This window comes from Ruegeria sp. BB7, assembly GCF_056539365.1.
In genome coordinates this window covers 136,755-161,553 of record NZ_JBQFUV010000001.1, presented here as the reverse complement: position 1 = coordinate 161,553, position 24,799 = coordinate 136,755, and the positions used below count along the sequence as shown (strand labels likewise).

25 protein-coding genes are annotated in these 24,799 nt (G+C 56.3%); 9 read left to right on the top strand and 16 right to left on the bottom strand.

What is annotated here, in order from left to right; all coding sequences use genetic code 11:
* Positions 1–77: 77 nt before the first annotated feature.
* The 4 genes from mmsB to ACR0D7_RS00825 form a co-directional block, all read right to left on the bottom strand.
* Positions 78–950, bottom strand: a complete 873-nt coding sequence (gene mmsB, locus ACR0D7_RS00840; protein WP_480677336.1) for a 3-hydroxyisobutyrate dehydrogenase — start codon at positions 948–950, stop codon at positions 78–80.
* A 3-nt stretch (positions 951–953) separates the two neighbouring features.
* On the bottom strand, positions 954–1,994 hold the full coding sequence (locus ACR0D7_RS00835) for an enoyl-CoA hydratase/isomerase family protein (RefSeq protein WP_480677335.1): 1,041 nt from the start codon (positions 1,992–1,994) through the stop codon (positions 954–956).
* Positions 1,995–2,001: 7 nt separating this feature from the next.
* On the bottom strand, positions 2,002–3,144 hold the full coding sequence (locus ACR0D7_RS00830) for an acyl-CoA dehydrogenase family protein (protein ID WP_480677334.1): 1,143 nt from the start codon (positions 3,142–3,144) through the stop codon (positions 2,002–2,004).
* A gap of 106 nt (positions 3,145–3,250) precedes the next feature.
* Positions 3,251–4,366 (bottom strand): carboxylate-amine ligase, encoded by a 1,116-nt coding sequence (locus ACR0D7_RS00825; RefSeq protein ID WP_170570039.1) that lies wholly within the window; start codon positions 4,364–4,366, stop codon positions 3,251–3,253.
* 133 nt (positions 4,367–4,499) lie between these two features.
* On the opposite strand from ACR0D7_RS00825, the gene ACR0D7_RS00820 reads away from it, so the two are divergent.
* Together ACR0D7_RS00820 and ACR0D7_RS00815 are read left to right on the top strand one after the other, a co-directional pair.
* Positions 4,500–5,351: a class I SAM-dependent methyltransferase gene (locus ACR0D7_RS00820; RefSeq protein WP_480677333.1), complete on the top strand. Its 852-nt coding sequence runs from the start codon at positions 4,500–4,502 to the stop codon at positions 5,349–5,351.
* 71 nt (positions 5,352–5,422) lie between these two features.
* Complete coding sequence (locus tag ACR0D7_RS00815) at positions 5,423–5,899, top strand: fasciclin domain-containing protein (protein ID WP_170570043.1); 477 nt, start codon at positions 5,423–5,425, stop codon at positions 5,897–5,899.
* A gap of 54 nt (positions 5,900–5,953) precedes the next feature.
* Here ACR0D7_RS00815 and ACR0D7_RS00810 read toward each other — a convergent pair whose 3' ends face one another.
* On the bottom strand, positions 5,954–6,538 hold the full coding sequence (locus ACR0D7_RS00810; protein WP_480677332.1) for a L,D-transpeptidase: 585 nt from the start codon (positions 6,536–6,538) through the stop codon (positions 5,954–5,956).
* Between the two features lie 197 nt (positions 6,539–6,735).
* On the bottom strand, positions 6,736–8,235 hold the full coding sequence (locus ACR0D7_RS00805) for a CoA-acylating methylmalonate-semialdehyde dehydrogenase (protein ID WP_170381257.1): 1,500 nt from the start codon (positions 8,233–8,235) through the stop codon (positions 6,736–6,738).
* Positions 8,236–8,336: 101 nt separating this feature from the next.
* Between ACR0D7_RS00805 and ACR0D7_RS00800 the strand changes: the two genes are divergently transcribed.
* The 3 genes from ACR0D7_RS00800 to coaD all read left to right on the top strand — a co-directional run bounded on the left by ACR0D7_RS00800 (position 8,337) and on the right by coaD (position 10,312).
* Complete coding sequence (locus ACR0D7_RS00800; RefSeq protein WP_480677331.1) at positions 8,337–9,239, top strand: LysR family transcriptional regulator; 903 nt, start codon at positions 8,337–8,339, stop codon at positions 9,237–9,239.
* Positions 9,240–9,297: 58 nt separating this feature from the next.
* Positions 9,298–9,735 (top strand): CBS domain-containing protein, encoded by a 438-nt coding sequence (locus ACR0D7_RS00795; protein WP_480677330.1) that lies wholly within the window; start codon positions 9,298–9,300, stop codon positions 9,733–9,735.
* A gap of 85 nt (positions 9,736–9,820) precedes the next feature.
* Positions 9,821–10,312 carry a pantetheine-phosphate adenylyltransferase gene (coaD, locus tag ACR0D7_RS00790; protein WP_480677329.1) on the top strand — a complete coding sequence of 164 codons (492 nt, stop codon included), beginning with the start codon at positions 9,821–9,823 and terminating at the stop codon, positions 10,310–10,312.
* On the opposite strand, the gene gap (ACR0D7_RS00785) is transcribed toward coaD, so the two are convergent.
* The 3 genes from gap (ACR0D7_RS00785) to gap (ACR0D7_RS00775) form a co-directional block, all read right to left on the bottom strand.
* Entirely contained in the window at positions 10,304–11,308 is a 1,005-nt protein-coding gene (gene gap, locus ACR0D7_RS00785) for a type I glyceraldehyde-3-phosphate dehydrogenase (RefSeq protein ID WP_480677328.1), read from the bottom strand. The two genes, coaD and gap (ACR0D7_RS00785), sit on opposite strands and share 9 nt — an antisense overlap.
* A gap of 82 nt (positions 11,309–11,390) precedes the next feature.
* On the bottom strand, positions 11,391–11,534 hold the full coding sequence (locus ACR0D7_RS00780) for a hypothetical protein (RefSeq protein ID WP_480677327.1): 144 nt from the start codon (positions 11,532–11,534) through the stop codon (positions 11,391–11,393).
* A gap of 71 nt (positions 11,535–11,605) precedes the next feature.
* Positions 11,606–12,607 (bottom strand): type I glyceraldehyde-3-phosphate dehydrogenase, encoded by a 1,002-nt coding sequence (gap, locus tag ACR0D7_RS00775; RefSeq protein ID WP_170381251.1) that lies wholly within the window; start codon positions 12,605–12,607, stop codon positions 11,606–11,608.
* Positions 12,608–12,788: 181 nt separating this feature from the next.
* On the opposite strand from gap (ACR0D7_RS00775), the gene ACR0D7_RS00770 reads away from it, so the two are divergent.
* Positions 12,789–13,748, top strand: a complete 960-nt coding sequence (locus ACR0D7_RS00770; RefSeq protein ID WP_480677326.1) for a DUF808 domain-containing protein — start codon at positions 12,789–12,791, stop codon at positions 13,746–13,748.
* A gap of 56 nt (positions 13,749–13,804) precedes the next feature.
* Here ACR0D7_RS00770 and tkt read toward each other — a convergent pair whose 3' ends face one another.
* Positions 13,805–15,829: a transketolase gene (tkt, locus tag ACR0D7_RS00765; protein WP_480677325.1), complete on the bottom strand. Its 2,025-nt coding sequence runs from the start codon at positions 15,827–15,829 to the stop codon at positions 13,805–13,807.
* A 236-nt stretch (positions 15,830–16,065) separates the two neighbouring features.
* On the opposite strand from tkt, the gene ACR0D7_RS00760 reads away from it, so the two are divergent.
* Genes ACR0D7_RS00760 through ACR0D7_RS00750 form a run of 3 tightly spaced genes read left to right on the top strand, consistent with a single transcriptional unit; the run spans position 16,066 to position 17,608 of the window.
* A complete protein-coding gene (locus tag ACR0D7_RS00760; protein ID WP_480677324.1) occupies positions 16,066–16,863 on the top strand; it encodes a hypothetical protein in 798 nt (265 codons plus the stop codon).
* On the top strand, positions 16,863–17,258 hold the full coding sequence (locus ACR0D7_RS00755; RefSeq protein ID WP_480677323.1) for a cell division protein ZapA: 396 nt from the start codon (positions 16,863–16,865) through the stop codon (positions 17,256–17,258). The genes ACR0D7_RS00760 and ACR0D7_RS00755 overlap by 1 nt, the downstream gene beginning before the upstream one ends.
* Positions 17,255–17,608 (top strand): MliC family protein, encoded by a 354-nt coding sequence (locus ACR0D7_RS00750; RefSeq protein WP_480677322.1) that lies wholly within the window; start codon positions 17,255–17,257, stop codon positions 17,606–17,608. Before ACR0D7_RS00755 ends, ACR0D7_RS00750 begins: the two co-directional genes overlap by 4 nt.
* Here the strand turns inward: ACR0D7_RS00750 and grxD are convergent, their stop codons facing one another.
* The 6 genes from grxD to ACR0D7_RS00720 all read right to left on the bottom strand — a co-directional run bounded on the left by grxD (position 17,609) and on the right by ACR0D7_RS00720 (position 24,673).
* Entirely contained in the window at positions 17,609–17,971 is a 363-nt protein-coding gene (gene grxD / locus ACR0D7_RS00745) for a Grx4 family monothiol glutaredoxin (protein ID WP_480677321.1), read from the bottom strand. It lies immediately after the preceding gene.
* Entirely contained in the window at positions 17,958–18,248 is a 291-nt protein-coding gene (locus ACR0D7_RS00740; RefSeq protein ID WP_480677320.1) for a hypothetical protein, read from the bottom strand. Before ACR0D7_RS00740 ends, grxD begins: the two co-directional genes overlap by 14 nt.
* Positions 18,249–18,498: 250 nt before the next feature.
* Positions 18,499–18,735, bottom strand: coding sequence for a BolA/IbaG family iron-sulfur metabolism protein (locus ACR0D7_RS00735; protein WP_480677319.1), 237 nt, complete (start codon positions 18,733–18,735; stop codon positions 18,499–18,501).
* Positions 18,736–18,870: 135 nt separating this feature from the next.
* Entirely contained in the window at positions 18,871–21,030 is a 2,160-nt protein-coding gene (gene purL / locus ACR0D7_RS00730; RefSeq protein WP_480677318.1) for a phosphoribosylformylglycinamidine synthase subunit PurL, read from the bottom strand.
* A 168-nt stretch (positions 21,031–21,198) separates the two neighbouring features.
* Entirely contained in the window at positions 21,199–23,484 is a 2,286-nt protein-coding gene (locus ACR0D7_RS00725) for a mechanosensitive ion channel family protein (RefSeq protein WP_480677317.1), read from the bottom strand.
* A gap of 280 nt (positions 23,485–23,764) precedes the next feature.
* A complete protein-coding gene (locus tag ACR0D7_RS00720; protein WP_170381241.1) occupies positions 23,765–24,673 on the bottom strand; it encodes a LysR family transcriptional regulator in 909 nt (302 codons plus the stop codon).
* Positions 24,674–24,799 lie beyond the last annotated feature (126 nt).

Here is a 24,799-nt window from a genome sequence, read left to right as displayed (position 1 = left end):
TGCCCATTCTTAAGACAGATGGCCGTCGGTCACGGTATGGTCAACCCCATGCGCGGGAAGTCGCCCATGAGTTGCAATTAACTGCGTCCACGCTTTTCGAACCGTGGAAGTATGGCAGAAAAATCCTTGCCTAATCCGCCCTCGGCCTCGACGAATTGCTCATACAGCGCAGTCGCAGCCTGACCCATTGGTGTGTCCGCGTCCGAACTTTCGGCGGCTTGCTGACTTAACCGCAGGTCCTTCAGCATCAACTCGGCGGCGAATCCGGGTTGGTAGTCGTTGTCTGCCGGGCTTTCCGGGCCAACACCGGGGGCAGGGCAGTAGGCATTCATTGTCCAGCTATAGCCCGAGGAGGTGCTGACCACGTCAAACATCTTTTGCCTGTCGAGGCCAAGTTTGTCGGCCAGCGCAAAGGCTTCGCAGGTGGCGATCATTGTCACGCCAAGAATCATATTGTTGCAAATTTTTGCGGCCTGTCCGGCGCCGGACTCACCGCAATGAACGGCTTTCTGTCCCATGATGTCGAAAAGAGGCGCGGCTTTGGCGAAAGCAGAATCGCTACCGCCAGCCATGAAGGTCAGCGTGCCCGCCGCAGCGCCGCCTATTCCACCCGAAACCGGGGCGTCCACCGCGAGGATTCCAGCTTCCTTCGCCTGACTTGCGACGACGCGGGCACTGTCAACATCAACCGTTGAGCAGTCGATCCAGACGGCTCCGGATTGCATCGCCGGAAGGATCTCATCTGCAACCGATCGCAGGATGTGACCGTTCGGCAGCATCGTGATGACGATTTCCGCGCTGGCGGCGGCCTCTGCACCTGATCCGGCAATAGAGACGCCGTCAACGTCGACCTCGGCCATGTCAAAGCCCGTAACTTCATGTCCGGCCTTGGCCAAGTTCACCGCCATCGGATTGCCCATGTTGCCCAGACCGATAAACCCGATTTTCATCACTTATGTCTCCTCAAATGTCAGTGTATCTCTGCCCAACGGTTGCAGCATCTTTGACACTGCAATTGCAGGCACGGTCTGGTCGGCAAACTGCCAACGCGGGTTGCGATCCTTGTCGATGATCTGGGCGCGGATGCCCTCCAGAAAATCCCCATGCTCCATCGCGCGGAAAGTATAGCGGTACTCCAGCTCCAGCGCTTTGCGCTGTGTCAGGCTGGGGCCGCGCAGTCGGTGAAGAATTTCCACAGTGCAAGCCATCGAAAGCGGTGAGTTACGCCCCATAAGTTCAAGAGCTTTGCTTGTTAACTCTAGATCTGATTGGTTCAGCGAATTCAGGATGTCGCCCAGGCTTTCACCGGCAAAATGAGCGTCGATTTCCGCTTGTTGCTTGGCCAATTCGCTTTCCGGAGGTGTCGTGGAATGCGTCGCCAGCAATTCCGTATCGCCGGATGCTTCAAGCATTTCGATCAGGTCATGCCATTGCGAGATTGGGATATAGTGATCAGCAAATCCGGCAAAGATGGCGTCACCGGATTCCATGCGATGACCTGTGGTGCCCAGATATTCCCCAAGGCGTCCGGGGGCCAGTGCCAGCATAAGGGTACTGCCTACATCTGGTACCAATCCGATAGAACACTCAGGTAGGGCAATTTTTGAAGACTCTCCGACAATTCGGTGGCTACCGTGACAGCCGATGCCGACCCCGCCACCCATGGTAAAACCCTGCAGAAAGCTGACGACCGGTTTGGGGTATTCAAAGATAAGTGCGTTCAACCGATACTCGTCGCGCCAGAAGGTCCGGCCAAAGTCAAAATTGCCCTTGATGCCGGTCTCGTAGAGATCGGCGATATCACCGCCCGCGCAAAAGGCTTTATCGCCTTCGGCGTCCATGATTACCAGATCTACGGTGTCATCTTCACGCCAATTGCGCAGGGCCGTGTCGATGGCCATGCACATATCATAGGTCATCGCATTCAAAGCCTTTGGGCGGGTCAGGGTTATTCGTCCCGCGCGGCCTGTGATGCGGATGTCGATGTCAGGCATGGAATCCTCAGCGTTCTGCAAGCATTTGACGGGCCACGATAACCCGCATGATTTCATTGGTGCCTTCCAGAATCTGGTGTACACGCAGATCGCGGACCAATTTCTCGATGCCGTAATCCGCCAGATAGCCGTAACCACCGTGCAATTGCAGGCATTGATCAACCACTTTCGATCCAGTCTCGGTTACGAATTTCTTCGCCATAGCGCAGAACTTAGTCGCATCGGGCGCGCCCTGATCCAGTTTCCACGCCGCCTGTCGCAGGAAAGTTCGGGCAGCCTGCAGTTCGATCTCCATATCCGCCAACCGGAACTGCAGTGCCTGGAATTGATCAATGGATTGGCCGAAAGCTTTTCGTTCAGACATATACTGAAGTGTCATGTTCAACCCAGTCTGCGCGGCACCCAACGAGCAGGAGGAGATGTTCAAACGTCCGCCATCCAGACCCATCATCGCGTATTTGAACCCGTCGCCTTCGGTGCCTACAAGGTTGCCCGAAGGAATGTGGCAATCATCAAACTGCACTTGCGCTGTGGGTTGGCTTTTCCAACCCATCTTTTGTTCCAGCGCGCCAAAGCTTAGCCCCGGTGTGCCGTCCTCGACATAAACGGTCGAGATACCTTTGGGTCCATCCTGACCAGTGCGCACCATGCAGACATAAGCGTCAGAATAGCCACCGCCTGAGATGAAGGCTTTGGAGCCGTTCAACGTGTACCCTTCATTCGTTCGGTCCGCGCGGGTTTTCAGCGCGGCGGCGTCCGAACCTGATCCGGGCTCGGTCAGGCAGTAGCTGAGGACTGTGTTCATGCTCAGTACGTCGGGCATGATGCGTGATTTCAGTTCGTCGCTGGCAAAACTGTCCAGCATCTTGGCACACATGTTGTGGATCGAAAGGAATGCCGCAACTGAAGGACAGGCCATTGAAAGTGCTTCGAACACCAGCGTTGCATCCAGACGGCTGAGGCCGGACCCTCCGCTGCCTTCCGAGACATAGAGCCCCCCGAACCCCAATTCACCAATCTGCGGCCAAAGGGTTTTAGGGATGGTTCCGTCAGCCTCCCATTGGCGGGCGTTGGGGGCGATGTGGTCCTGCCCGAAACCATATGCCATATCGAAGATCGCGGTTTGCTCTTCTGTAAGTGCAAAATCCAAGGCTTGCCTCCCACGCTGCCGGATGAATTGAACAACTGTTCTATTTCGCAATCCTTACAGAAATTTTGCACGATCAGCAATCATCGGTATGAGGCATTCCAGAGAGTCAAAGATCGTGGTGATATTCTTCGATAAGATGCTGCACCACGGCCTTACCGGGATCATCACCGCGCGCTGCAGCCTCGGCATGGATGCGACGTTGGCGGGTGGCCGAGGTACCATTCTGGGCGATCTGTTGTAGGCGGGCGAGTTCGGTCATGGTTCCCAGTGCCTCGGCGTCTTCGGCAAGCATGCCCATAAGTTCTCCCATCAATTCGGGCATCGGTTTGATGGACCGATCTCCGAAATCAATAAGCCCTTCACCTACGCCGTAGCGCTGCGCGCGCCAGCGGTTTTCACCGATCAGGAACTGATCGTAGTTGCGCCAGCGCAGGTTTCGATCCTTCAGACGGCACAGCATTCGGGTCAAAGCCTGCACAAGAGCGGCCAGAGAGAGCGTGTGCTCTAGCCGTGGCTGCACATCCATAATCCGGGTTTCCAAAGTCGGAAATCGGTGCGACGGCCTTAGATCCCACCAGATTTTAGTCGTATCTTCGATCACGCCCAGCTCGACCAGAATCCCGGTGGTGCGCTCATAATCGGACCAACTGGCCAGAACCGGCGGCAGCCCCGTGCGCGGCAGGTTGTCGAATACGGTCAGTCGATAAGAGGACAGGCCGGTATCCTCGCCATTCCAATAGGGAGAGGAAGTAGACAGAGCCAGCAGATGCGGAAGGAAATACGAAAGCTGCGGCATCAGATCGGCGCGCAGGGCAGGGTCCTCGACCCCGACATGGACATGCATACCACAGATCAACATGCGCCGTGCAACGCCCCCCAAAGCATGCTGCAGCGCATCATAGCGATCCTTGCGGGTGTGGTGCTGCTTCTTCCAATCGGCAAAAGGGTGGCAGGACACGGCAATAGGTGCAAGGTTATACTCGGCCGCACGCTGCGCAACACAGGACCGCAACCGTTTCAGATCCTCACGGGCGGACTTGACCGTCGTATGAGGGCGGGTGCCGACTTCGATCTGACATTGGAGAAATTCGGGGCTGACCTGACCTTCGAAATCAGCCTGACAGGCCTCCATCAGTGCGGCGGGTGCTTCGGCGAGTTCAAGGCTGTCGCGGTCAACCAGCAAATATTCTTCTTCAATACCCAGCGTATATTCTTGCTGCATGGCGGCCCTCGCTTAACTGTTCGCACCAGTGAATACGGAATTTTCTGTTTTGCCAAGCGTTTGGCGCGGCTCTTCTTGCAGAGGCCCGCAAAGCAACGGTAAGGAACAAGCAAGAGGAAATTGGAGCGGCACCGTGAAACCCAGAAAATTCCCGAAGATCAACGAAGCCCTTGATGAGTTGGGGGCAAAGCTGGTCGACAAGACCATTGAACAGGACGAGCGTGCCAGACTTGAGGCGTTTGAACGCGCTGGCGGGTTGACCCGTCCGGCCTATGCCCTGTCACCGGGAATGGAAGATTTCGACATCGGCCAATTGGTCGCTGAGTATGGCCAGCATGCGGATGCGTTGGAAGCCCTGAAAGACTCTGCACGCAACCAGACTGGTTATCACATGGGCAACGGCTATTACGACAGCCCAGATGCCGAAGCGTTGTATCTGATGATCCGAAGGTTTGCACCCAAACGGGTGATCGAGGTCGGCTGTGGCAATTCCACCCGTATCTCAAGGCAGGCCGTCATTGACGGTGGATTGGATACGCAGATCACGGCGATCGACCCATACCCACGCGCTGATATCGCCCATGTTGTAAACCATTTCGAACAGAAGAGGTTGGAAGAGGTCGATCCATCATTGTTCGAACAGCTTGAGGCAGGTGATGTCCTTTTCATCGATTCTAGCCATGTAGTTCGGATGAGCAATGACGTCGCGCATTTGTTCTGTCGCATCATCCCCGCGCTCAAACCCGGCGTCGTTATCCATGTCCACGATGTTTTTCTTCCTTACGAATATCCCAAGCGGTTCTTCTACGATTGCCCGGGATGGGGCGAGCAGTACATTCTGCATGCGTTGCTGCAATCTGGTGGGTATTCAATGCTTTGGCCGGGATATTTCCTGCAACAAGACCGACCCGATGCAGTTGAAGCTTTGCCGTTTCTGAAAGACGGACGTGCGCAGAGCATCTGGGTTCAGATCAAAGAAAAATGATCTCAGAGTGATCCGCTGCGGAAAAATGCCCGTATCCCTTTCCGTAACAAGCTGGAGAGGAGACAACAGCCATGTTCCGTCGCACATTCATGGGAGCCGCCGCCGCACTTGCCCTTGCACTACCTGTCAAAGCGCAAGCCGCGGATATCGTCGATACCGCCGTTTCGGCCGGATCCTTCAATACACTGGTTGCCGCCGTGCAGGCCGCCGGATTGGTCGACACTCTGAAGGGCGACGGCCCATTTACTGTGTTTGCACCAACAGATGAGGCTTTTGCCGCGCTGCCCGAGGGCACGGTGGAAACGTTGCTTTTACCAGAAAACAAAGACCAGTTGGTGGAGATTCTGACTTATCACGTGGTTCCGGCAAAGGTGATGTCCGGTGACATTGCTGGCAAACGGGCGAAAGTTCTAACCGTTCAGGGAGACCGCCTGAGCGTGAATGCCAAGAATGGTGTGAAGGTCAACGGCGCTGAAGTTGTTCAGGCTGACATCGTAACGAGCAACGGCGTAATTCATGTAGTCGATGCCGTAATTATTCCGGAATAAAATCAAAGCCCGCGAATAAAAAAGCCCCGGTGACAATCACCGGGGCTTTGTTCGTTAGACCAATCTGACCTGCGTTCCGATCTGGACCAGAGGATAAAGTTCCTCGACATGCTGATTGTACAGCCCGATGCAGCCCGAAGAGCTTTGACGTCCAATTTTGCGCGTATCATGGGTGCCGTGTACCAAATAGGCGGGCCAATCTAGGTACATGGCGCGGGTGCCCAGCGGGTTGCCGGGATCGCCACCTTCCATGCGTACAGGCAGGGTAGGGTCACGTTCGCGCATGGACGCAGTTGGCGTCCAAGTTGGATTCTCTGCTTTGCGAACAACCTTGGTATAGCCGCGTTTTGTGAGCTCCTCGCTCATAGGGACAGAGCTGGGATACAGTTTATACGATCCATCAGATCCCCAGTAATGCACCGCGCGGCTGGTGATATCGGCCAACAGGCAGCCAACGCTCAGCTCGTCAAAGTGATCCTGCCAGTTTTGTTGCGAAAATGAGGATACGTTACGGCGTACGGGCAGTTGCGTGCTGATGGCCTCTTCATCCTGCGGGAAAGCATCGATGCTTTGCGCGCGCACCAAGGCAGGCGTCGCAACAAGGGAAGCTGCGCCCAACAAAGCAGAGCGACGAGTCATTCGGGAATTTGACAAATTGGCCTCCAGTTCAGGATCTGCTCGAGTAATAATTTCCCAGTAAATTATTGGTCATTGCCCCGTATTTCTAGGGTCTGCCGAGTGAATTTGTTGTGAAGCTGTCAGTTTTGGCGATGCATTGCCTAAAAAAAACCCGGCCTGTGCAAGGCCGGGTTGACCTGTTTGGCTGAAGTTGTGGATCAGTCCATTGCTTTAAAGCTGAACTCGCCACCTTCCTTGATGCCCGACGGCCAGCGCGACGTGACCGTCTTAGTGCGTGTGTAGAACTTGAAGCTGTCCGGACCGTGCTGGTTCAGGTCACCAAACATCGACTTCTTCCATCCGCCGAAGGTGTGGTAGGCCAGCGGCACTGGGATCGGAACGTTGATGCCGATCATGCCGATGTTGACCCGGTTGGCGAAGTCACGTGCAGTGTCACCATCGCGCGTAAAGATCGCGGTGCCATTGCCGTATTCGTGATCCATCGCCAGCTTCAGCGCTTCTTCGTAGGTTTCGGCGCGCACAGTGGACAGAACCGGACCAAAGATTTCCTGCTTGTAGATGTCCATGTCGGTTGTGACATGGTCAAACAGATGCGGGCCAACAAAGAAGCCATCTTCGTAACCTTGCAGGCTGAAGTCACGGTTGTCGACAACCAGCTTGGCGCCTTGCTCAACGCCCGAGTTGATCAGGCCCATGATGCGCTCTTTGGCGGCACCTGTCACAACCGGGCCCATATCCACATCGTTCCCTGCGGTATAGGGGCCAACCTTCAGCTTTTCGACACGCGGGATCAGTTTTTCGATCAGTGCGTCAGCAGTTTCCTGACCAACGGGTACAGCCACCGAGATTGCCATGCAGCGTTCGCCTGCGGCACCGAAACCGGCCCCGACCAGCGCATCAGCTGCCTTGTCCATGTCGGCGTCGGGCATGATGATCATGTGGTTCTTGGCACCACCAAAGCATTGCGCGCGCTTGCCATTCGCTGTTGCCCGCGAATAGATGTACTGCGCAATCGGGGTCGAACCCACAAAGCCGACGCCCTGAATGATTTCGCTGTCCAGCAGGGTATCAACCGCCTCTTTGTCGCCATTGACGACCTGGAAGACGCCCTTGGGCAGACCAGCTTCGACAAACAATTCGGCCAGCATCAGCGGAACCGAAGGCGCGCGCTCGGACGGTTTCAGAATAACAGCGTTGCCACAGGCCAGTGCCGGACCCACGTGCCACAGCGGCATCATGGCCGGGAAGTTGAACGGCATGATTGCGGCTACAACGCCCAGCGGCTGGCGCATGGAATACATGTCGATGCCGGGGCCCGCGCTGTCGGTGAATTCACCTTTCAGCATCTGGGGTGCGCCGACGCAGTATTCGATCACTTCCAGGCCACGCTGCAGGTCGCCTTTTGCGTCTGGGATAGTCTTGCCATGCTCGCGGCTCAGCGCTTCGGCCAGTTTCTCCATGTCGCGGTTGATCAGGCCAACCATGGCCATCATCACGCGCGCACGTTTTTGCGGGTTGGTCTTACCCCAGGCAACCTGCGCTTCTGCTGCGCTTTCGATGGCAGCGGTTGTTTCGTCCGCGCTTGCCATTGGGCATTTATACTGCACTTCGCCGGTTGCCGGGTTGAATACATCGTCGAACCGACCAGATGTGCCAGCCACTTGTTCGCCGTTTAGGAAATGGGTCAGGTCTTGCATTGGAAACTCCTCCGATAAGTTGCGGCCAGAATAGGCTTGCAGAAATCCCACGAACAGAGGCAATGTCTCAAAAGAGTACTGCAAAAATGCAAAGGGTAGTCATGAGCCCAAATTGGGATGATATGCGGATTTTTCTGGCCGTCGCGCGTGAGGAAAGCCTGTCCTCGGCGGGACGTATCCTCAAGATCGACCCTGCAACCGTCGGACGGCGCGTTGCCCGGCTGGAGACAAACTTGGATACCTCGCTGTTTACGAAATCCCAGCAAGGGTATGTCCTTACTGCGGCGGGAGAACGCCTGATGGACCACGCCTTGCAGGCCGAAGAATCAATGCGTGCGGCTGAAGGTGCTGTGGCGGGGTCAACCAAGTCGCTGAGTGGTCAAATTCGGATCGGTGCGCCGGATGGCAGCGCGAATTACTTGCTTCCACAGATTTGTGCGAAAATCAGTGACGCAAATCCGGACCTGGACATACAGATTCTGGCTCTGCCCCGGATCATTAACCTGTCTCGGCGTGAGGCCGACATGGCCGTTACCGTTAGTGCACCCACTGCTGGTAAACTTCTGGTCAAGAGAGTCAGCGACTACAAATTGCATTTGGTCGCCACAAAAGAATATCTGGATCGTCATGGCCCCATTAAATCAACTTCCGATCTGAAGGGGCATCGGATGATTGGCTACATCCCCGACATGATTTTCGATCAGGAATTGGACTATCTTAGCGACATCGGCATTGACCGTGTCGCGCTTGCATCGAATTCGGTGTCGGTCCAACTGCGGCAAGTGTCCCTTGGCATAGGTGTATGTGTTGCCCATGACTTTACTTTGCCGTTCCACCCAAACCTCCGGAAAATACTGACGGATCAAGTGAGTTTGACGCGAAGTTTTTACCTTGTCCGGCATCAGGGTGACCAAAGGAATGAGCGCCTGAACCGCTTTGCCCAGGCGTTAACGCATGGAATCCGTGACGAAGTTGCGCGGCTTGAAGCCGATGCGAACGCTTGACAGGGTGATTTAATCGCGCAACGCTTTGGTTAAGTTTACTAATTCGGAGGTGTTCTTCATGCTCGTTCAGGCCATTCTGAAATCCAAGGCGGCTGAAGGCGTTGTGACGGTTGAACCTTCGGCGACGGTGTCCGAGGCCGCGAAGATCCTTGCTGAGAAACGGATCGGTACAGTAGTCGTTTCTGAGGATGGCGGCGGAACCGCAGCAGGTATACTGTCAGAGCGCGATATTGTTCGCGAACTTGCAGCCAGCGGTAGCGGTTGCTTAACCCATCCGGTGTCGGATTATATGACACGGGACTTGGTAACGGCTACGCGTCAGGAAACAGTTCAGGATATTATGGCCCGCATGACCGAAGGCCGGTTTCGCCATATGCCAATTGTTGAGGATGGAAAACTGATTGGTATTGTGACCATCGGCGACGTGGTTAAGGCGCAGCTAACCGAACTGGCCATGGAAAAAGATGCCCTAGAAGGCATGATAATGGGGCACTGAATAGGGTCGGCTGCTTAGCTGCCTCTTGCACCGATGGCAAAGTTATGTTTGCTGGCGCGGAAATTTCACGACGCAGGAGAGCGTAATGCGGGTTGGTCTTTACCCCGGAACCTTTGACCCGATTACTCTGGGCCATATAGACATCATTCGCCGCGCCTCGGCTTTGGTCGACAAGCTTGTGATTGGGGTTGCCATCAATCGTGACAAGGGGCCGCTGTTTTCCCTAGAGGAACGCGTCGCCATGATCGAAGCGGAATGTGCCCTTTTGTCCGAGCAGACCGGGACCGAGATTGTCGCACATCCATTCGAAAATCTGTTGATCGACTGCGCCAGAGATGTAGGTGCCCAGATTATCGTGCGCGGGCTGCGCGCGGTGGCCGATTTCGAGTATGAATTCCAGATGGTTGGAATGAACCGTGCTTTGGATGATTCCATTGAAACCGTGTTTCTGATGGCTGAGGCTCGGCATCAGGCCATCGCCTCGAAACTGGTGAAAGAAATAGCCCGATTGGACGGGGACGTGTCCAAATTCGTCACGCCCCGCGTCTACACTGCTCTGCGCGAACGGTTAGGTTAAGGCGCCCATCGCGGCAGCAGTGTCCAGCATCCGGTTCGAAAAGCCCCATTCATTGTCATACCAGGCCAGTACGCGCACCAGCGTGCCATCTGTAACTTTGGTCTCTGCTAGTGACACGGTTGAGCTGTGCGAGTCGTGGTTGAAATCTATAGACACCAGCGGGCGGTTTTCGGCAGCCAATACGGTTGGAATCTTGGCGGCCGCGCCTACGAACAGGGCATTGACCTCATCCTCGGTGGTCGGGCGCGATACTTCGACTACCAGATCAACGACTGATACGTTGGGCGTAGGAACACGGATGGCCTGACCGGTCAGCTTCCCTGCAAGTTGCGGCAGAACCAGACCAACGGCGGCGGCGGCTCCGGTAGTTGTCGGAATCATCGATAAAGCGGCTGCGCGCGACAGGTACGGATCTTTTCCTGCCGTGTCGTGGACAGGCTGGCTGGCGGTATAGGCATGAACGGTGGTCATGTTTCCGTGGACGATGCCAAGCCCTGCATCCAGCGCAGCGGCTACCGGCGAAAGGCAGTTGGTCGTGCAGGATGCGTTCGACACAACGGTATCCGCTTCGGTCAATTCGTTTTCGTTCACACCAAACACAATTGTTTTTACCGCTCCGTCACCGCGGGCAGGGGCCGAGATCAGCACTTTCTTGGAGCCGTTTTTTAAATGACGTTCAGCAGTTTCACGAGTTCTGAACACACCGGTGCATTCCAAAACCACGTCGACATCTGACCAGTTCAGCGCCTCGGGATCGCGCTCGCTGGTCAGACGGATCGGGCCAGTACCCACGTCCAGCCCAGCGTCGGATAGGGTTACTTTGTTGGGATAACGGCCATGCACACTGTCGAACTCGAACAGATGCGCATTCATCTCGGGTTTGGCCAGATCGTTGATGGCAACGATTTCCACATCTGTACGACCTGTTTCCATGACCGCACGCAGTACACCCCGCCCGATACGACCAAATCCGTTGATTGCCAGCTTGAGTGTCATGATGCGCTCCGTCCGAGTGTCGGTTTGAATAAAGTTAGCGCTAACAATGATAGATGAGCAGAAATGTCAAGCAAAACTTCATTCAGCGCCAGAAGGCGAGCCAATCCAGAAAGGCGTAAAGTTTTTTCCCGAGGAAGATCAAATGCTCCGGCCCAAAGATCGCATAGTCGATAACGACCGCGGCAAGGATCAGGAGGCCAAGCCAGATAGCGATTTGGTTGGTCATAGTGGCCCCGAACAAAATTGCCCGCCCAGATAACCTGAGCGGGCAAAGAGGTTCAATATTTCAAACAACTCTTAGTTAAGGCGGCCCATCGCAACGGCGACGTCTGCCATGCGAACCGAGAAGCCCCATTCGTTGTCGTACCACGCCAGAACACGAACCAGACGACCATCAACAACGCGAGTTTGTTCCGGCGCAAAGATCGAGCTTTCTTCGGTGTGGTTGAAATCGGTCGAAACCAGCGGTGCGGGCTCATATCCCAGAACACGCTGCATTGGGCCCTGTGCGGCTTCGCGTACAATCTCGTTGACCTCGTCTACGGTGACGTCGCGCGAGGCGCGGAAGGTCAGGTCAACAGCTGAAACATTTGGCGTTGGAACACGGATAGCAGAGCCGTCCAAACGACCCTTCAGGTTCGGCAGAACCTCACCCAGCGCTTTTGCTGCACCGGTTGAAGTCGGGATCATCGACATGGCTGCAGCGCGGGCGCGGTACAGATCACTGTGGCGACGGTCCAGTGTCGGCTGATCGCCGGTATAGGCGTGGATCGTAGTCATGATGCCGTTTTCGATGCCGATACCTTCGTCCAGAACCTTGGCAAGCGGAGCAAGGCAGTTGGTGGTGCAGGACCCGTTCGAAACCATATTGTCGTTTGCTGTCAGAGTGTTGTGGTTCACTCCGAACACAATAGTCTTGTCGACATTCTTGCCCGGTGCGGACAGAAGAACTTTACTGGCACCTCGCTCCAGGTGAGTTTTCGCCTTGATGCCGTCATTGAATTTACCGGTGCATTCCAGAACGACGTCGCAGCCTTCCCAGTCCAGTTCGTTCATGTCGTAGGTCGAGAACATCTCCATCGGGCCGCGGCCCAGATCCATGGTGTTGCCGTTAATGGTGACATCGCGCGGAAAACGACCGTGGACGCTGTCATATTTCAACAGGTGCGCCGAGGTCTCTAGCGGGCCGGTCGCGTTAACCTTGATCACTTCGATGTCGTTACGGCCTGACGCTGCGATGTGCGACAGGGTGCAGCGGCCAATGCGGCCAAAACCATTGATACCGACCTTGATGGTCATATGACGTCTCCAGATGCGCTTGCGTTGCAGGCCATATAGCGGTGAATCCGCAATCTCAAAAGAGCAAAAGCGGCATATTTTTAAGGTGTTAGCGCAAACCTAACGCGATTGCGCTAACGCTTGCGCTAGCCGTGAGATCGGGTAGGGTCCGGATGCGGCAGGTGACAGGAAAGGAAGCGCAATGAGCGGTCTTTTGGCCCTTTTGGATGATGTGGCGGGGATCGCCAAGGTCGCGGCGTCGTCGGTGGACGATGTCGTTGCGGCGGCAGGAAAGGCCGGGGCAAAAACGGCGGGTGTGATTATCGACGATGCGGCGGTTACTCCTAAATACGTTCAGGGCTTTGCGCCGGCGCGCGAACTGCCGATCATCTGGCGTATTGCGCGAGGTTCGGTGTTCAACAAGATTGTGTTGCTGCTGCCGGTGGCTTTGTTGCTGGCCAACTTTGCTCCGTGGCTGATCACGCCGCTGCTGATGTTGGGCGGGTCATACTTATGTTTTGAAGGGGCCGAGAAGATATTCCATGTCCTGTTTCCACATGGCAGCCACGCAATCGAAGAAGACATGAACGTGCGCGACCCTGGTCATCTGGAGGAGCAGAAGGTCAGGGGAGCGATCAAGACCGATTTCATCCTGTCGGCCGAGATCATGACCATTGCGCTGGCGGCCATTGAGGCCCCCAATCTGTGGATGCAGGCCGCGACGCTGGCGGTCGTGGGCATCGGTGTAACAGTTGCGGTTTATGGGTCGGTCGCGCTGATTGTGAAGATGGATGACGTGGGGCTGTATCTGGCACAAAACGCGCCAACACCCGTCGGGCGCGGTTTAGGGCGTGGATTGGTAAAGGCAATGCCAACGGTGATGAAGACCCTGTCCATTGTCGGCACAGCGGCGATGCTATGGGTTGGTGGGTCGATTGTCATTCATGGAATGGAAGTATTGGGCTTTGGCTGGTTGGGACACCACATCCACGACTGGGCCTATGCCATCGGTCATTCGGTGTCTGAGCAATGGGTCGGCGCTGTGGAATGGATCTCTAAGGCCACGATGGATGGGATCTTCGGCTTGGTATGGGGATTGGTACTGATCCCCGTTGGAACCAAAGTGATCCTACCGCTTTTCAACAAATCGGAAACACACTGAAATCAAAATGAAAAGGGCGACCAAAGCCGCCCTTTGCTTTATTCTTTGTGATCGGCTTACAGGCCCAGCAGTTCCTTGACCTTGGCAACTGTTGCCTCGGCGGTGATGCCGAAATGCTTGTAAAGCTCACCTGCCGGAGCGGACGCGCCAAAGCCGGACATGCCGATGAAGCCAGCTTTGGCTTCGCGGCCACGCTCACCCAGAAGCCAGCGATCCCAGCCACCGGCGCGCACGGCAGCTTCGATCCCGACGCGGACTGGGCCACCGGGAAGGACGCGTTTGCGGTAGGCTTCGTCCTGCTGTGCGAACAGTTCCATGCAGGGCATGGATACGACACGTGTACCGATGCCTTCGGCCTCGAGCATTGCCTTGGCTTCCATCGCCAGCGAAACTTCAGAGCCGGTGGCAATCAGGATGGCCTGACGTTTGCCTTCGGCATCAGCCAGCACATAAGCACCTTGCGCGGTTAGGTTCTTGGTTTTGTGTTCAGTTCGCACGGTCGGAACGCCCTGACGGGTCAGCGACAGGACCGAGGGGCTGTCTTTGAAGGTCAGCGCCAGTTCCCAGGCCTCGGCGGTCTCAACCGTGTCGGCGGGGCGGAACACATAGGTGTTCGGCGTTGCGCGCGAGATTGCCAGATGCTCGACCGGCTGGTGAGTCGGACCGTCTTCACCCAGACCGATCGAGTCGTGGGTCATCACGAAGACCGAGGGTACTTTCATCAGCGCAGCCAGACGCATCGATGGACGAGCATAGTCGGTGAAGGCCATGAACGTGCCGCCATAGGGGCGAATGCCACCATGCAGCGCCATGCCGTTCATCGCAGCGGCCATGCCATGTTCACGGATACCGTAGTGGATATAGCGACCTTTACGGTTTTCCGGCAGGAACACACCCATATCGGCCGATTTTGTGTTGTTCGAGCCGGTCAGGTCGGCCGAACCGCCAACGGTCTCGGTCATGATCGGGTTCACGACATTCAGAACCTTTTCAGACGAGGCGCGGGTGGCCAGTTTCGGTTGATCCTCCGAGGCCTGTTTCTTGAACGCGCGGATAGCACCGGCCAGTTTCTTGGGCGCTTCGAAGGCGTAGGCGCGGTTGAATTCGGCCTGTTTGCGTTCCGAGATTTGCGCGAAACGCTCTTCCCATGCTGCGCGCTCGGCTGCTCCACGGGTACCGATGGCTTCCCATGCGGATTTAACATTCGCGGGGATTTCAAACGCGTCATGCGGCCAGCCATAGCCTTCTTTTGCCGCCTTCAACTGCTCCTGATCGGTAAGAGCGCCGTGACCCTTCGAAGTGTCCTGCGCCGCGTGACCCAGGGCGATATGGCTCTCGCAAGCAATCATGGTTGGCTTGTTGGACTTTTTCGCCTGAACGATGGCAGCGTCGATGGCCTGGGGATCATGGCCATCGATTTCGATGACATGCCAGCCCGAGGCTGCAAAACGGCGCACCTGATCGGTGCGGTCAGCCATATCGACGGTGCCGTCGATGGTGATGTTGTTGTTGTCCCAGAAAACAATCAGTTTGCTCAGCTCATGACGGCCGGCTAGGGTGATCGCTTCTTGGCTGACGCCTTCCATCAGGCAGCCGTCGCCCGCGATCACGTAGGTGTAGTGATCCACAACCTTCTTGCCATAATGGGCGCGCTGAATTTCCTCGGCCATGGCAAAGCCCACAGCGTTCGAGATGCCCTGACCCAGCGGGCCGGTGGTGGTTTCAATCCCTTCGACCAGGAAATTTTCCGGGTGGCCTGCGGTTTTTGCGCCCAATTGACGGAAGTTCTTGATCTCGTCCAGCGTGACATCGGAGTGGCCGGTCAGATAGAGCAGAGAATAGATCAGCATCGAGCCGTGACCCGCCGACAGGATGAACCGGTCGCGGTCGGGCCAGTTCGGGGCCGAGGCGTCGAATTTCAGGTGCTTTTCGAACAGCACTGTTGCAACGTCGGCCATGCCCATCGGCATACCGGAATGGCCGGAATTGGCGGCGGCGACGGCGTCAAGGGTCAGGGTGCGGATGGCCGCAGCTTTGTCCCAGTGTTCGGGGTTGGCATTGCGCAGCGCAGTCAGGTCCACGGGCGTTGTTCCTTTGGATTACAAGCAGATTGCGGGCTCAATACCATCCACCCCCCAAAGTGCAAGCGGAACCGCGCGTATCAGCGGTTTACTGGATCAAGAAAACAGCCCAAGTTGTTGAAAGCAAACAGTGGGTATTTTCCGTCCCGTTGGGTTAGACTAGGCCAAGACCCGGGCTATGTTGATTCGGACAAAGCCGGGAAACGAACGAACCTTGATAAAGAGGTGGCAGGGGCATGAGCCAGATCGAAGAATTACAGCGCCGTATCGTTGCCGCAATGGATCGGATCGGGACCAGCGTGGAATCGCTGAGGGATACTGCTCCGGTCGGCGGCGGTGCAGACGACGCATTGCGTGCCGCGCTGGATGACGAACGCGTCGCCAATGCACAATTGGAAGAGCGCTTGAAAGCATTGAAGGATCGCCACGAACAGGAAGTCAGCGCAATGCGCATTGATATGGAAAGCCTGCGGACGGCGCCTGTGGACGATCCGGAAAAGGGTGCGCTGCGCGAACAATTAGCCGAAGCGAACGCCCGGCTAGCTTCCGTGGAAGCCGCGCGTGCCGAATTGGCAGCAGCCAAGGAAGCTCTGGAAAACCAGGACGAGCTTGAGGCACTAAAAGCCGAGAATGCCCGACTGTCGGCCGCCGTTAATTCAGCGCAGGACATTGAAGCGGAAAACATGCGTCTGCGATCAGAATTGGCTGACAGTGAGCGTGTGGCAGAGTTAAGTGCCGAACTGGATATGTTGCGGGCGGAACGCTCTAGCCACGGGGCTGCGATGTCACGTCTGGATGATGACTTGCAACGGATGCGCAAGGCTAATGAGCAGTTGCGTCAATCCGTGGATGAACTGCGGGCGGCTGCTGCAGAAGGTATTTCAGATGCCGAACTGCTGAACCGTGCCACGGTGGCAGAGCTTGAGGCGACACGCGCCGCTCAGGCAACGGACGCGGCCGAGGCGCATGCAGTGCTGGCTCGACTGGAACCCTTGCTATCCAAGGCGAAACTGGCGGAAGGAGAGGTTGAATAATGCCCGAAGTGACCATTCAAATCGGCGGGCGCGGGTTTGACGTCTCGTGCCAGGAGGGGGAAGAGACGTTCCTGCACTCGGCCGCCAAGATGCTGGATGACGAGGCGCAAGTGCTGTCCGATCAAATCGGTCGGATGCCGGAGTCGCGGATGCTGTTAATGGCCGGTCTGATGCTGGCCGACAAGGCGGCTGGAACCGAAGATCGGATCTTGGCGCTGGAGGCGAAACTCGCCGAGGTTGAAGCCGAACTGCATACCCTTAGAAATATGCCGCAGCCCGAGCCGGAGCGGATCGAAGTTGCCGTGGTGCCGCCTTCGGTTACAGATACCCTGGCGGAATTGGCTGCGCGGGCTGAGGCCTTGGCTTCTGTGGTTGAAGAAAGGTCTGCGCGATGAAGGCAGTGAAATCGCTTGCCTGTGCCGCAGTTCTGGCATTGGTCGGCGGTGCGGCGTTGGCCGAGATTGACATCCTGCCGGTTACTTTCATTTGCCAGAATGACGCGCCATTGCAAATCGCCTATTTTAATGGATCGGACGGATCCAGTGCTGCTGCGATGATAGTGGATAATCAGTTGGTCACGCTGCGTCAGGTCGAAAGTGGCTCTGGTATTCGCTATGAATCCAGTGGTGGGGAAGGGACGTATTTCCTACGCTCCAAAGGCTGGGACGCAACGGTAAGCTATCTGGCGGCAGGTGAAGATGCCGCCAGTGAGCAGGTTATTTTAGACAGCTGCGTCAGCCGCTGATCAGGCGTTCGCTTCGCGTATTTTCTCGGCTGCATCCTTGTTGTAGCCGACTTTGTTTTCGTCAAACAGTGTGTCCAGTTCGCCCGACAAGGTCATCTCGGTGATGATGTCGCAGCCGCCCACAAACTCGCCTTTGACGTAAAGCTGGGGAACAGTCGGCCAATCGGAATAGTCCTTGATGCCCTGGCGGATATCGTCATCGGCCAGAACATTCACATCAGTGTATTCGACACCCATATAGTTCAATACGCTGGCCACACGGGATGAAAACCCGCACTGCGGCATTTCCTTGGTGCCTTTCATATACAGCACCACGTCATTGGCTTTGACGGTTTCGTCGATCTGGGTCTTAACGTCGGTCATCTTGTTTGTCCTCTTCACCCGTATTTTGGGCAGTCGTTTCGTTTTGGGCCGAGGCTGGCCCCCATCCTTCCTCTTCGAGCCGCCGATGTTCGGCTTGCGCCAGAGATAATGGATCCAGCCCGTATCTTTCTATTCCGCCAACCTTGCTGATCTTGTCCGGGTCCGGACGCATGTCGGCAAGATTACGTTTTCGGTTGCGCTTCAGATAGGCTTCGATCAGGGCAGCGGCAACTATCAATGCTGCGAGTACACCTATCCAGAACAACCAACCACTCATTTCTTTGGCAACATGGTTTTTGCGTACTCTTGCGGATCACGAGGGATTGCCATGGCGCTTACTCCACCGCCTTTGCCGGTGTCTGTGGTTGATGCAACCAAACTTGAGTCCTGACTAGGGGTCGCACCTTTCGGGGTCCGGGTAACCCGTTTTCGTTCTGATCTGCTACGTCTGAAAATCGCCACAACATACACACCGATGATGGCTAATAGCACAATGCCCCAAATCGAGTATGCCCAAAATCCTGTACTCATTCAGGCGCTTTCGTGGTCAACGCCAATGCGTGCAGCTCGCCAGCAGGGCCGTCCATCTTGCCCTTCAGCGCCGCATAGACAGCGCGTTGCTGTTGCACCCGGTTTTTCCCGCGAAAGCTTTCGTCCACGACCATGGCGGACATATGCACGCCGTCATGCCCGCCGACCTGAATTTCCGCATCCGGAAAGGCTTCGCGCAGCAGGTGTTCGATTTCGTGGGCGCTCATCGGCATGTAGGTTACTCCTGAAGGTCTTTCCCAAGATGTAGAGCGCCCGGACGGGGCGTGCAAGGGTGTGATCGCAGGCTGGAAACGACAAAACCTGCGCCAGTGTTGACGCAGGTTTCGTAATTCGGTTTTGACCTGTAATCAGGCAAGGGCCTCGGCAAAGCTGTTGCGGAATGTTGCAGCCAGTTCTTCCAGCGAAGCCTCGGAATTGCCAACCTTCACTGTCTCGCCGGTGAAACGGCCAACGGAAACCAGAGGAACACCGGCCTGACCAGCTGCGATCATCAGCGCCTCAGCCTGATCGAAGTTGCAGGCCACCAAATAACGGGCCTGATCCTCGCCGAACAGGAACTCGGTTGATGCCTCGTCGAGGTGGACGCCCACGCCAGCGGCCTCGGCCAGTTCGAACGCGGCCAGCGCCAGACCGCCATCGCCCAGATCGGTGCAAGCTTTGATCATCTCACGGTTGGCGCGAATAAATTCACCATTGCGCTTTTCCGCGTCCAGATCGACATGCGGTGCGTCGCCGTCTTCGCGGTTGAAGACCTCGGCCAGCAGAGCGGATTGGCCCAGATGGCCGTTGGTTTCGCCGATGACCAGAGCCACGTGGCCCTCGCGGACTTCGTTGCCAATGATCTCATCGGTGTGAGACAGCAGGCCGACCGCGCCAATGGTCGGGGTCGGCAGGATTGCCTGTCCGTCGGTCTCGTTATACAGCGAGACGTTGCCCGACACGATCGGCATGTCCAGCGCGGCGACGGCCTCACCAATACCCTGAATGGCACCGACAAACTGGCCCATGATCTCAGGCTTTTCGGGGTTGCCGAAGTTCAGGTTGTCGGTGGTTGCCAGTGGCTTAGCCCCGACAGAGGTCAAGTTACGGTAGGCTTCGGCCACCGCCTGCTTGCCGCCCTCTACCGGGTTGGCACGCACATAGCGCGGGGTCACATCGCTGGTGAAAGCCAGTGCTTTTTCGGTACCGTGCACGCGGACCATGCCTGCGCCCAAACCCGGCGTGCGCGCGGTGTCTGCCATAACCATGGTGTCATACTGTTCATAGACCCACTGTTTACCCGCATAATTGGGTGAGGCGAGCAGAGCGCGCAGACCGTCGATCGGATCGATCTGAGGCACCTCGGCCAGCTCCTCGGCCTCGGGCGTTGCCACCCAAGGGCGGTCGTATTCCGGTGCGGTCGAAGACAGTTTCGACAGAACGAGGTCGGCTTTAACTTCGCCATTGTGGACGATCAGGAAACGGTCTTCGGCAATCGTTTCTCCGACGATGGCAAAGTCCAAGTCCCATTTTTCAAACACAGCACGCGCCTCAGCCTCAAGCTCGGGCTTGAGCACCATCAGCATACGTTCCTGAGATTCCGACAGCATCATCTCATAGGCGGTCATGTTCTCTTCGCGCTGCGGAACGTTTTCCAGATCAAGGCGGACACCCAGACCACCTTTGTCGCCCATTTCCACCGCGGAGCAGGTCAGGCCAGCAGCACCCATGTCCTGGATCGAGATCACGGCGCCGGTTTGCATCAGCTCCAGCGTTGCTTCCATCAGGCGCTTTTCGGTGAAGGGGTCGCCGACCTGAACGGTGGGGCGTTTTTCCTCGATGGTGTCGTCGAATTCAGCCGAGGCCATGGTCGCACCGCCGACGCCATCACGACCGGTTTTTGCGCCTAGGTAAACGACCGGCATCCCGACGCCCGAAGCCGCCGAGTAGAAAATCTTGTCGCTGTCGGCCAGGCCTGCAGCAAAAGCATTTACAAGGCAGTTGCCGTTATAGGCCGGGTGAAAACGAACCTCACCACCCACGCAAGGAACGCCGAAGCAGTTGCCATAGCCGCCAATGCCTTCGACCACACCATTGACCAGCTGACGGGTCTTGTGGTGTCCGGGTTCACCAAAGGACAGGGCATTCATTGAGGCAATGGGACGTGCGCCCATGGTGAAGACGTCGCGCAGGATACCCCCCACGCCGGTCGCCGCGCCCTGATAGGGTTCGATGTAGGACGGGTGGTTGTGGCTTTCCATCTTGAAGACCACGGCCTGACCGTCACCGATATCGACCACACCCGCGTTCTCACCCGGTCCGCAGATCACCTGAGGCCCCGAGGTGGGCAGGGTGCGAAGCCACTTCTTGGATGACTTGTAGGAACAGTGCTCGTTCCACATGGCCGAAAAGATGCCCAGTTCGGTGAAGGTCGGCTCACGCCCGATGATCTCGAGAATCATGTCGTATTCGTCGGGCTTGAGCCCGTGTGCGGCGATCAGATCGGGTGTGATTGCGGGCTCTTGCATCTTCTGTCCTGTGTCCAAGTGGGCCGAGATTGCGCGCCTTTTAGGGCAAGGGCGCGCTGGTGGAAAGGGTTAAGACCGGGGTCAGAGGCTTTCCTGTGGCCATCTGGCCAGAAAAAGGCCGCCCGACGGGTGTGACGGGCGGCCTGCAGTTGGTTTCGGTTGCGTCTTTTACTTCGGCGCGCCGTGTCCAGAGCTGGGTTTTTGCTCTTGCTGCTCGGCTTGCTGATTGGCGATCTCTCCAGCTGCCGCGCCGACTGCGGCTTTTTGCTCCTCGGTCAGATGTTCCGCTTCATCCAGGCCAGGGATCGCAACGCGAACCTCGCGGCGGGCAAAATCGATACCGTTGTCTTTGAACGCGGCCTTGACCCGGTTGAAGATTTCCTTGCGCAAGGTGAATTGCTTGCCCGGCTTTGCCATGAACTTGCCGCGGATGATCATGCCGACATCATCAAAGTCAAACACGCCTTGCGACTTGAAGGGCTGAAGGAAACCATCCTTGTGGGTTTCGTCCTCCATCATCTCGGCGCCGATCTTTTTGAAGATCTTCTTGACCTTGTTGGGGTCGGTGTCGAAGGGCACGGTGAACTTTAGCTTCATGATGACCCAGTCGCGGCTGTAGTTGGTCAGTTTCTGAATCTCACCATAGGGAATGGTGTGAACCGGGCCGCGATGATGGCGCAACTGCATCGAGCGGATCGAAATTTTCTCGACCGTGCCGGTGGTGCCCCCCACATCGACGTATTCTCCAACTCGGAAGGCGTCGTCGACAAGGAAGAAGATGCCGCCGACAATGTCCGCCACCAGTTTCTGAGCGCCAAAGCCGATGGCCAGACCCAGCACACCGGCACCGGCCAGAAGCGGAGTGATATTGATACCCAGCGCGCCCAGTGCCAGCAGGACAAAGATGACTGCGATGGCGACCTGCGCGGTCACACGAAGCAGGGGCAGGACCGTAGCCAAGCGCGAGCCACCCGAGCCGCCGCCTTCGCCGGCTTCCTCGTCAGGGCTTTGATCGGCCGCAGTCTGTTCTTTCGCGAGACGACGGTTGATCCAAAGCGAGACAAGCTCATTCAGGATGTAACCGACGGCGATGATGATGAAGAACTGAATCAATCTGCTGCCGGACTCTTCACCTCCGCCCGCGATTTCCTGCAGATCCAGGTCCCATGCGTTAGCAATCATCAGGATGACAAGAATACCTGCCAGAACCCTGCCGATACGAATATAGCTGCGTTTGGTTGATTTATATGCGCGCTCGGCGACTGGGCCTTCGCCCAGCATCGGCGGCTGCAGGTGACGCACCAAACCACGGATCAAAGTATCTAGCGCTGGCGCAATCAGCAGCCAGAACATCGTAGTGAAATGAGCACCTTGCAGCAGCAGGGCACGCAACACCGGATCACGTTGGGCGGCGAGGAACTCAACCAGCAGCCAAATCACCGCTGAGACGCCAATAGCGAAATAAGGGTAGTAGTACGCGACTTCTTCGTCGAACTTCGTGCGATCCGGGTCGGTGCCCAGCATCATCTGCGACAGCCCTTCGCGGGCTTTCCAGGCAATAACTCCGATATAGATGTGAATCGCACCATTGAGCCAGAAAGCAATCCGTGTTTCTCGACCGGTGATCCCGTTCAGTTGGTTGAAGTGAACGATGAACAGTGTCAATCCAATCAAGAGCAAGAGACCGATCAGATTGCGGTGCAGGAATTTTGCCCAATGATCGTCAATGTTGACAAGCCGATATCGAGGTTGGTTCGGGGCCAGAACGAAGCGCGAGGCAGCCGCGCCCAGACGTGGGACCCAGATCAGGTAGAGGACAAAAGGTGCGGCATAGGTCAGTTGTTCGGTCGTCAGCAACCCGCGCCCCAACGCGCGGATTACAACGTAAAACACCACCAACCCGGCAATTTCTCGACAGAAGCGGCGGAATAGGTATCTGGCGGCGCCCCAGAGGTCATTCTCTTCACTGCCACTACCCTGACTATGCCATCTGCGGGTGAATAGATAGAATAGCTTTTCCGCGATGAAGCCAACGACTAGAACACTCAGGACCAACCCCATGAGAACGAACGTTCCCTGCGTTCCAAAGGTACCTACAAAATTCTCGACCGCATGAGCCTGCGCGCTGAAGATATTCGGAACCGTGACTACGACGTGGGTCCATGAAGCCACCATCGCTTCCCAAATCGCATTGATTTCCTTGATGGGGTCTTCACGGTCGGCTGCTTCAGCAGCGCGCTGTTCGGCGACCGCGTCCAAACGCTCTAGCAGGATAGCGCGGACCTGATCGTCAGACATGCGGGCGACCAGATCGTCAACTTGTTCAGGGGTCAGGTCTTCGGGAATGGTGATTGCGCCCGTTGAACCGGTGGCGCCGCTTTCCTGCGCGAGCACGGGTCCTGAAAGGCAAATAACTGAAAGTATCGCCACCAAAAGGCGAAGGGGGTGAAACATCGAATCTGTCCTCGAGCACAAATCTTCGTGATTTTTACGTGATCATAGGTCTAAGTACCCGAGTTTCCCAGATGTTTTGCCAGTCTGGCACAATGCGCGTTGCCGATTGGCCAAAAAAAAGGCCGAGCACTAAGCTCGGCCATAGTCCAACAGGGAGGTATGAAGATGATGAGCGTTTCAGCATCACCGCCTTCGAGTGCTCATTTAGGGATCACTTGTTAAACGATCAAGATGTTTCAGGCCGATTGCAGGTCATGTCCGCTATGCTGGCTGTGCATAGCTACAGTTTTCCCATCTGCTTCAAGTGCTTGCGCTGCGCGATAATCTCGTCCTGAACAAAATCCCTGAACGCAGCGACGCGTTTGGAATGGCGCAGTTCCTCCGGGTAGGCGAGGTACACTGGAACGTCCGCTGTTTCGATATCCGACAGGATCGGGACCAAATGCGGGAAATCCCTGGTAACATAGTTCGGCAGGACCCCAATGCCCAGATTGTGCAGAACTCCTTGCAGAACACCGAAATAATTGTTCACGGTCAGCAAAGAACCTGGGTTAAACGTCATCAGATGCCGCACCATCGCCGCACTGGCACCCACTTGCGGTGCCGAAGGTGTCTGACAGATCAGCCTGTGTTCTGAAATCTCATCCAGTGATTTAAGCATGCCGCCATGTGTTTCGATGTATTCCTGCGTTGCATACAGCATCATCTGAACGGTCATCAGACGTTTGCGGACAAGGTCGGCCTGGCTGGGCTCTTTCATGCGGATGGCCACGTCAGCTTCGCGCATGGGTAGATCCAGCACGCGTTCTTCCAGCATTAGATCAATGTTTAGATCGGGGTATTGCTCATAAAGTTTTGGCAGGCGCGGGGCCAGCCATAGGGTCCCAAAGCCAAATGTGGTTGTGACGCGCAAGACGCCAAAGACTTCTTCTTCGCTGTCGCGGATACGCGCGGCGGCGGCATCCAGGCGTTTGGACATCGCGGATGTCGCGTCGAAAAGCAGCTCTCCCTGTTCGGTTAGGATCAGGCCGCGCGCGTGGCGGTGAAAAAGGGTCGAATCAAGCGACTCTTCCAGCGCTCTGATCTGGCGGCTAACAGCCGATTGCGACAAATTTAGCTTATCGCCCGCATGAGTCAGGCTGCCTGCGTCTGCCACTGCGTGAAATATCCTAAGCTTGTCCCAATCCATCGCCGCAACTTTCGTTATCTTTCGGACTGCCTATATGAAATAGGTGACAACTTCTACAATCAAACACCGAAATCCTTAGGATTCAGGGGATAAACACTATGCAGGTCAGAAGTTATGACCTAAAAT

Coding starts and splice junctions, on each gene's coding strand:
- mmsB (WP_480677336.1), bottom strand. CDS start 950: ATGAAAATCGGGTTTATCGGTCTGGGCAACATGGGCAATCCGATGGCG.
- ACR0D7_RS00835 (WP_480677335.1), bottom strand. CDS start 1,994: ATGCCTGACATCGACATCCGCATCACAGGCCGCGCGGGACGAATAACC.
- ACR0D7_RS00825 (WP_170570039.1), bottom strand. CDS start 4,366: ATGCAGCAAGAATATACGCTGGGTATTGAAGAAGAATATTTGCTGGTT.
- ACR0D7_RS00815 (WP_170570043.1), top strand. CDS start 5,423: ATGTTCCGTCGCACATTCATGGGAGCCGCCGCCGCACTTGCCCTTGCA.
- ACR0D7_RS00810 (WP_480677332.1), bottom strand. CDS start 6,538: ATGACTCGTCGCTCTGCTTTGTTGGGCGCAGCTTCCCTTGTTGCGACG.
- ACR0D7_RS00805 (WP_170381257.1), bottom strand. CDS start 8,235: ATGCAAGACCTGACCCATTTCCTAAACGGCGAACAAGTGGCTGGCACA.
- ACR0D7_RS00800 (WP_480677331.1), top strand. CDS start 8,337: ATGAGCCCAAATTGGGATGATATGCGGATTTTTCTGGCCGTCGCGCGT.
- ACR0D7_RS00795 (WP_480677330.1), top strand. CDS start 9,298: ATGCTCGTTCAGGCCATTCTGAAATCCAAGGCGGCTGAAGGCGTTGTG.
- coaD (WP_480677329.1), top strand. CDS start 9,821: ATGCGGGTTGGTCTTTACCCCGGAACCTTTGACCCGATTACTCTGGGC.
- gap (WP_480677328.1), bottom strand. CDS start 11,308: ATGACACTCAAGCTGGCAATCAACGGATTTGGTCGTATCGGGCGGGGT.
- ACR0D7_RS00780 (WP_480677327.1), bottom strand. CDS start 11,534: ATGACCAACCAAATCGCTATCTGGCTTGGCCTCCTGATCCTTGCCGCG.
- gap (WP_170381251.1), bottom strand. CDS start 12,607: ATGACCATCAAGGTCGGTATCAATGGTTTTGGCCGCATTGGCCGCTGC.
- ACR0D7_RS00770 (WP_480677326.1), top strand. CDS start 12,789: ATGAGCGGTCTTTTGGCCCTTTTGGATGATGTGGCGGGGATCGCCAAG.
- ACR0D7_RS00760 (WP_480677324.1), top strand. CDS start 16,066: ATGAGCCAGATCGAAGAATTACAGCGCCGTATCGTTGCCGCAATGGAT.
- ACR0D7_RS00755 (WP_480677323.1), top strand. CDS start 16,863: ATGCCCGAAGTGACCATTCAAATCGGCGGGCGCGGGTTTGACGTCTCG.
- ACR0D7_RS00750 (WP_480677322.1), top strand. CDS start 17,255: ATGAAGGCAGTGAAATCGCTTGCCTGTGCCGCAGTTCTGGCATTGGTC.
- grxD (WP_480677321.1), bottom strand. CDS start 17,971: ATGACCGACGTTAAGACCCAGATCGACGAAACCGTCAAAGCCAATGAC.
- ACR0D7_RS00740 (WP_480677320.1), bottom strand. CDS start 18,248: ATGAGTGGTTGGTTGTTCTGGATAGGTGTACTCGCAGCATTGATAGTT.
- ACR0D7_RS00735 (WP_480677319.1), bottom strand. CDS start 18,735: ATGCCGATGAGCGCCCACGAAATCGAACACCTGCTGCGCGAAGCCTTT.
- purL (WP_480677318.1), bottom strand. CDS start 21,030: ATGCAAGAGCCCGCAATCACACCCGATCTGATCGCCGCACACGGGCTC.
- ACR0D7_RS00725 (WP_480677317.1), bottom strand. CDS start 23,484: ATGTTTCACCCCCTTCGCCTTTTGGTGGCGATACTTTCAGTTATTTGC.
- ACR0D7_RS00720 (WP_170381241.1), bottom strand. CDS start 24,673: ATGGATTGGGACAAGCTTAGGATATTTCACGCAGTGGCAGACGCAGGC.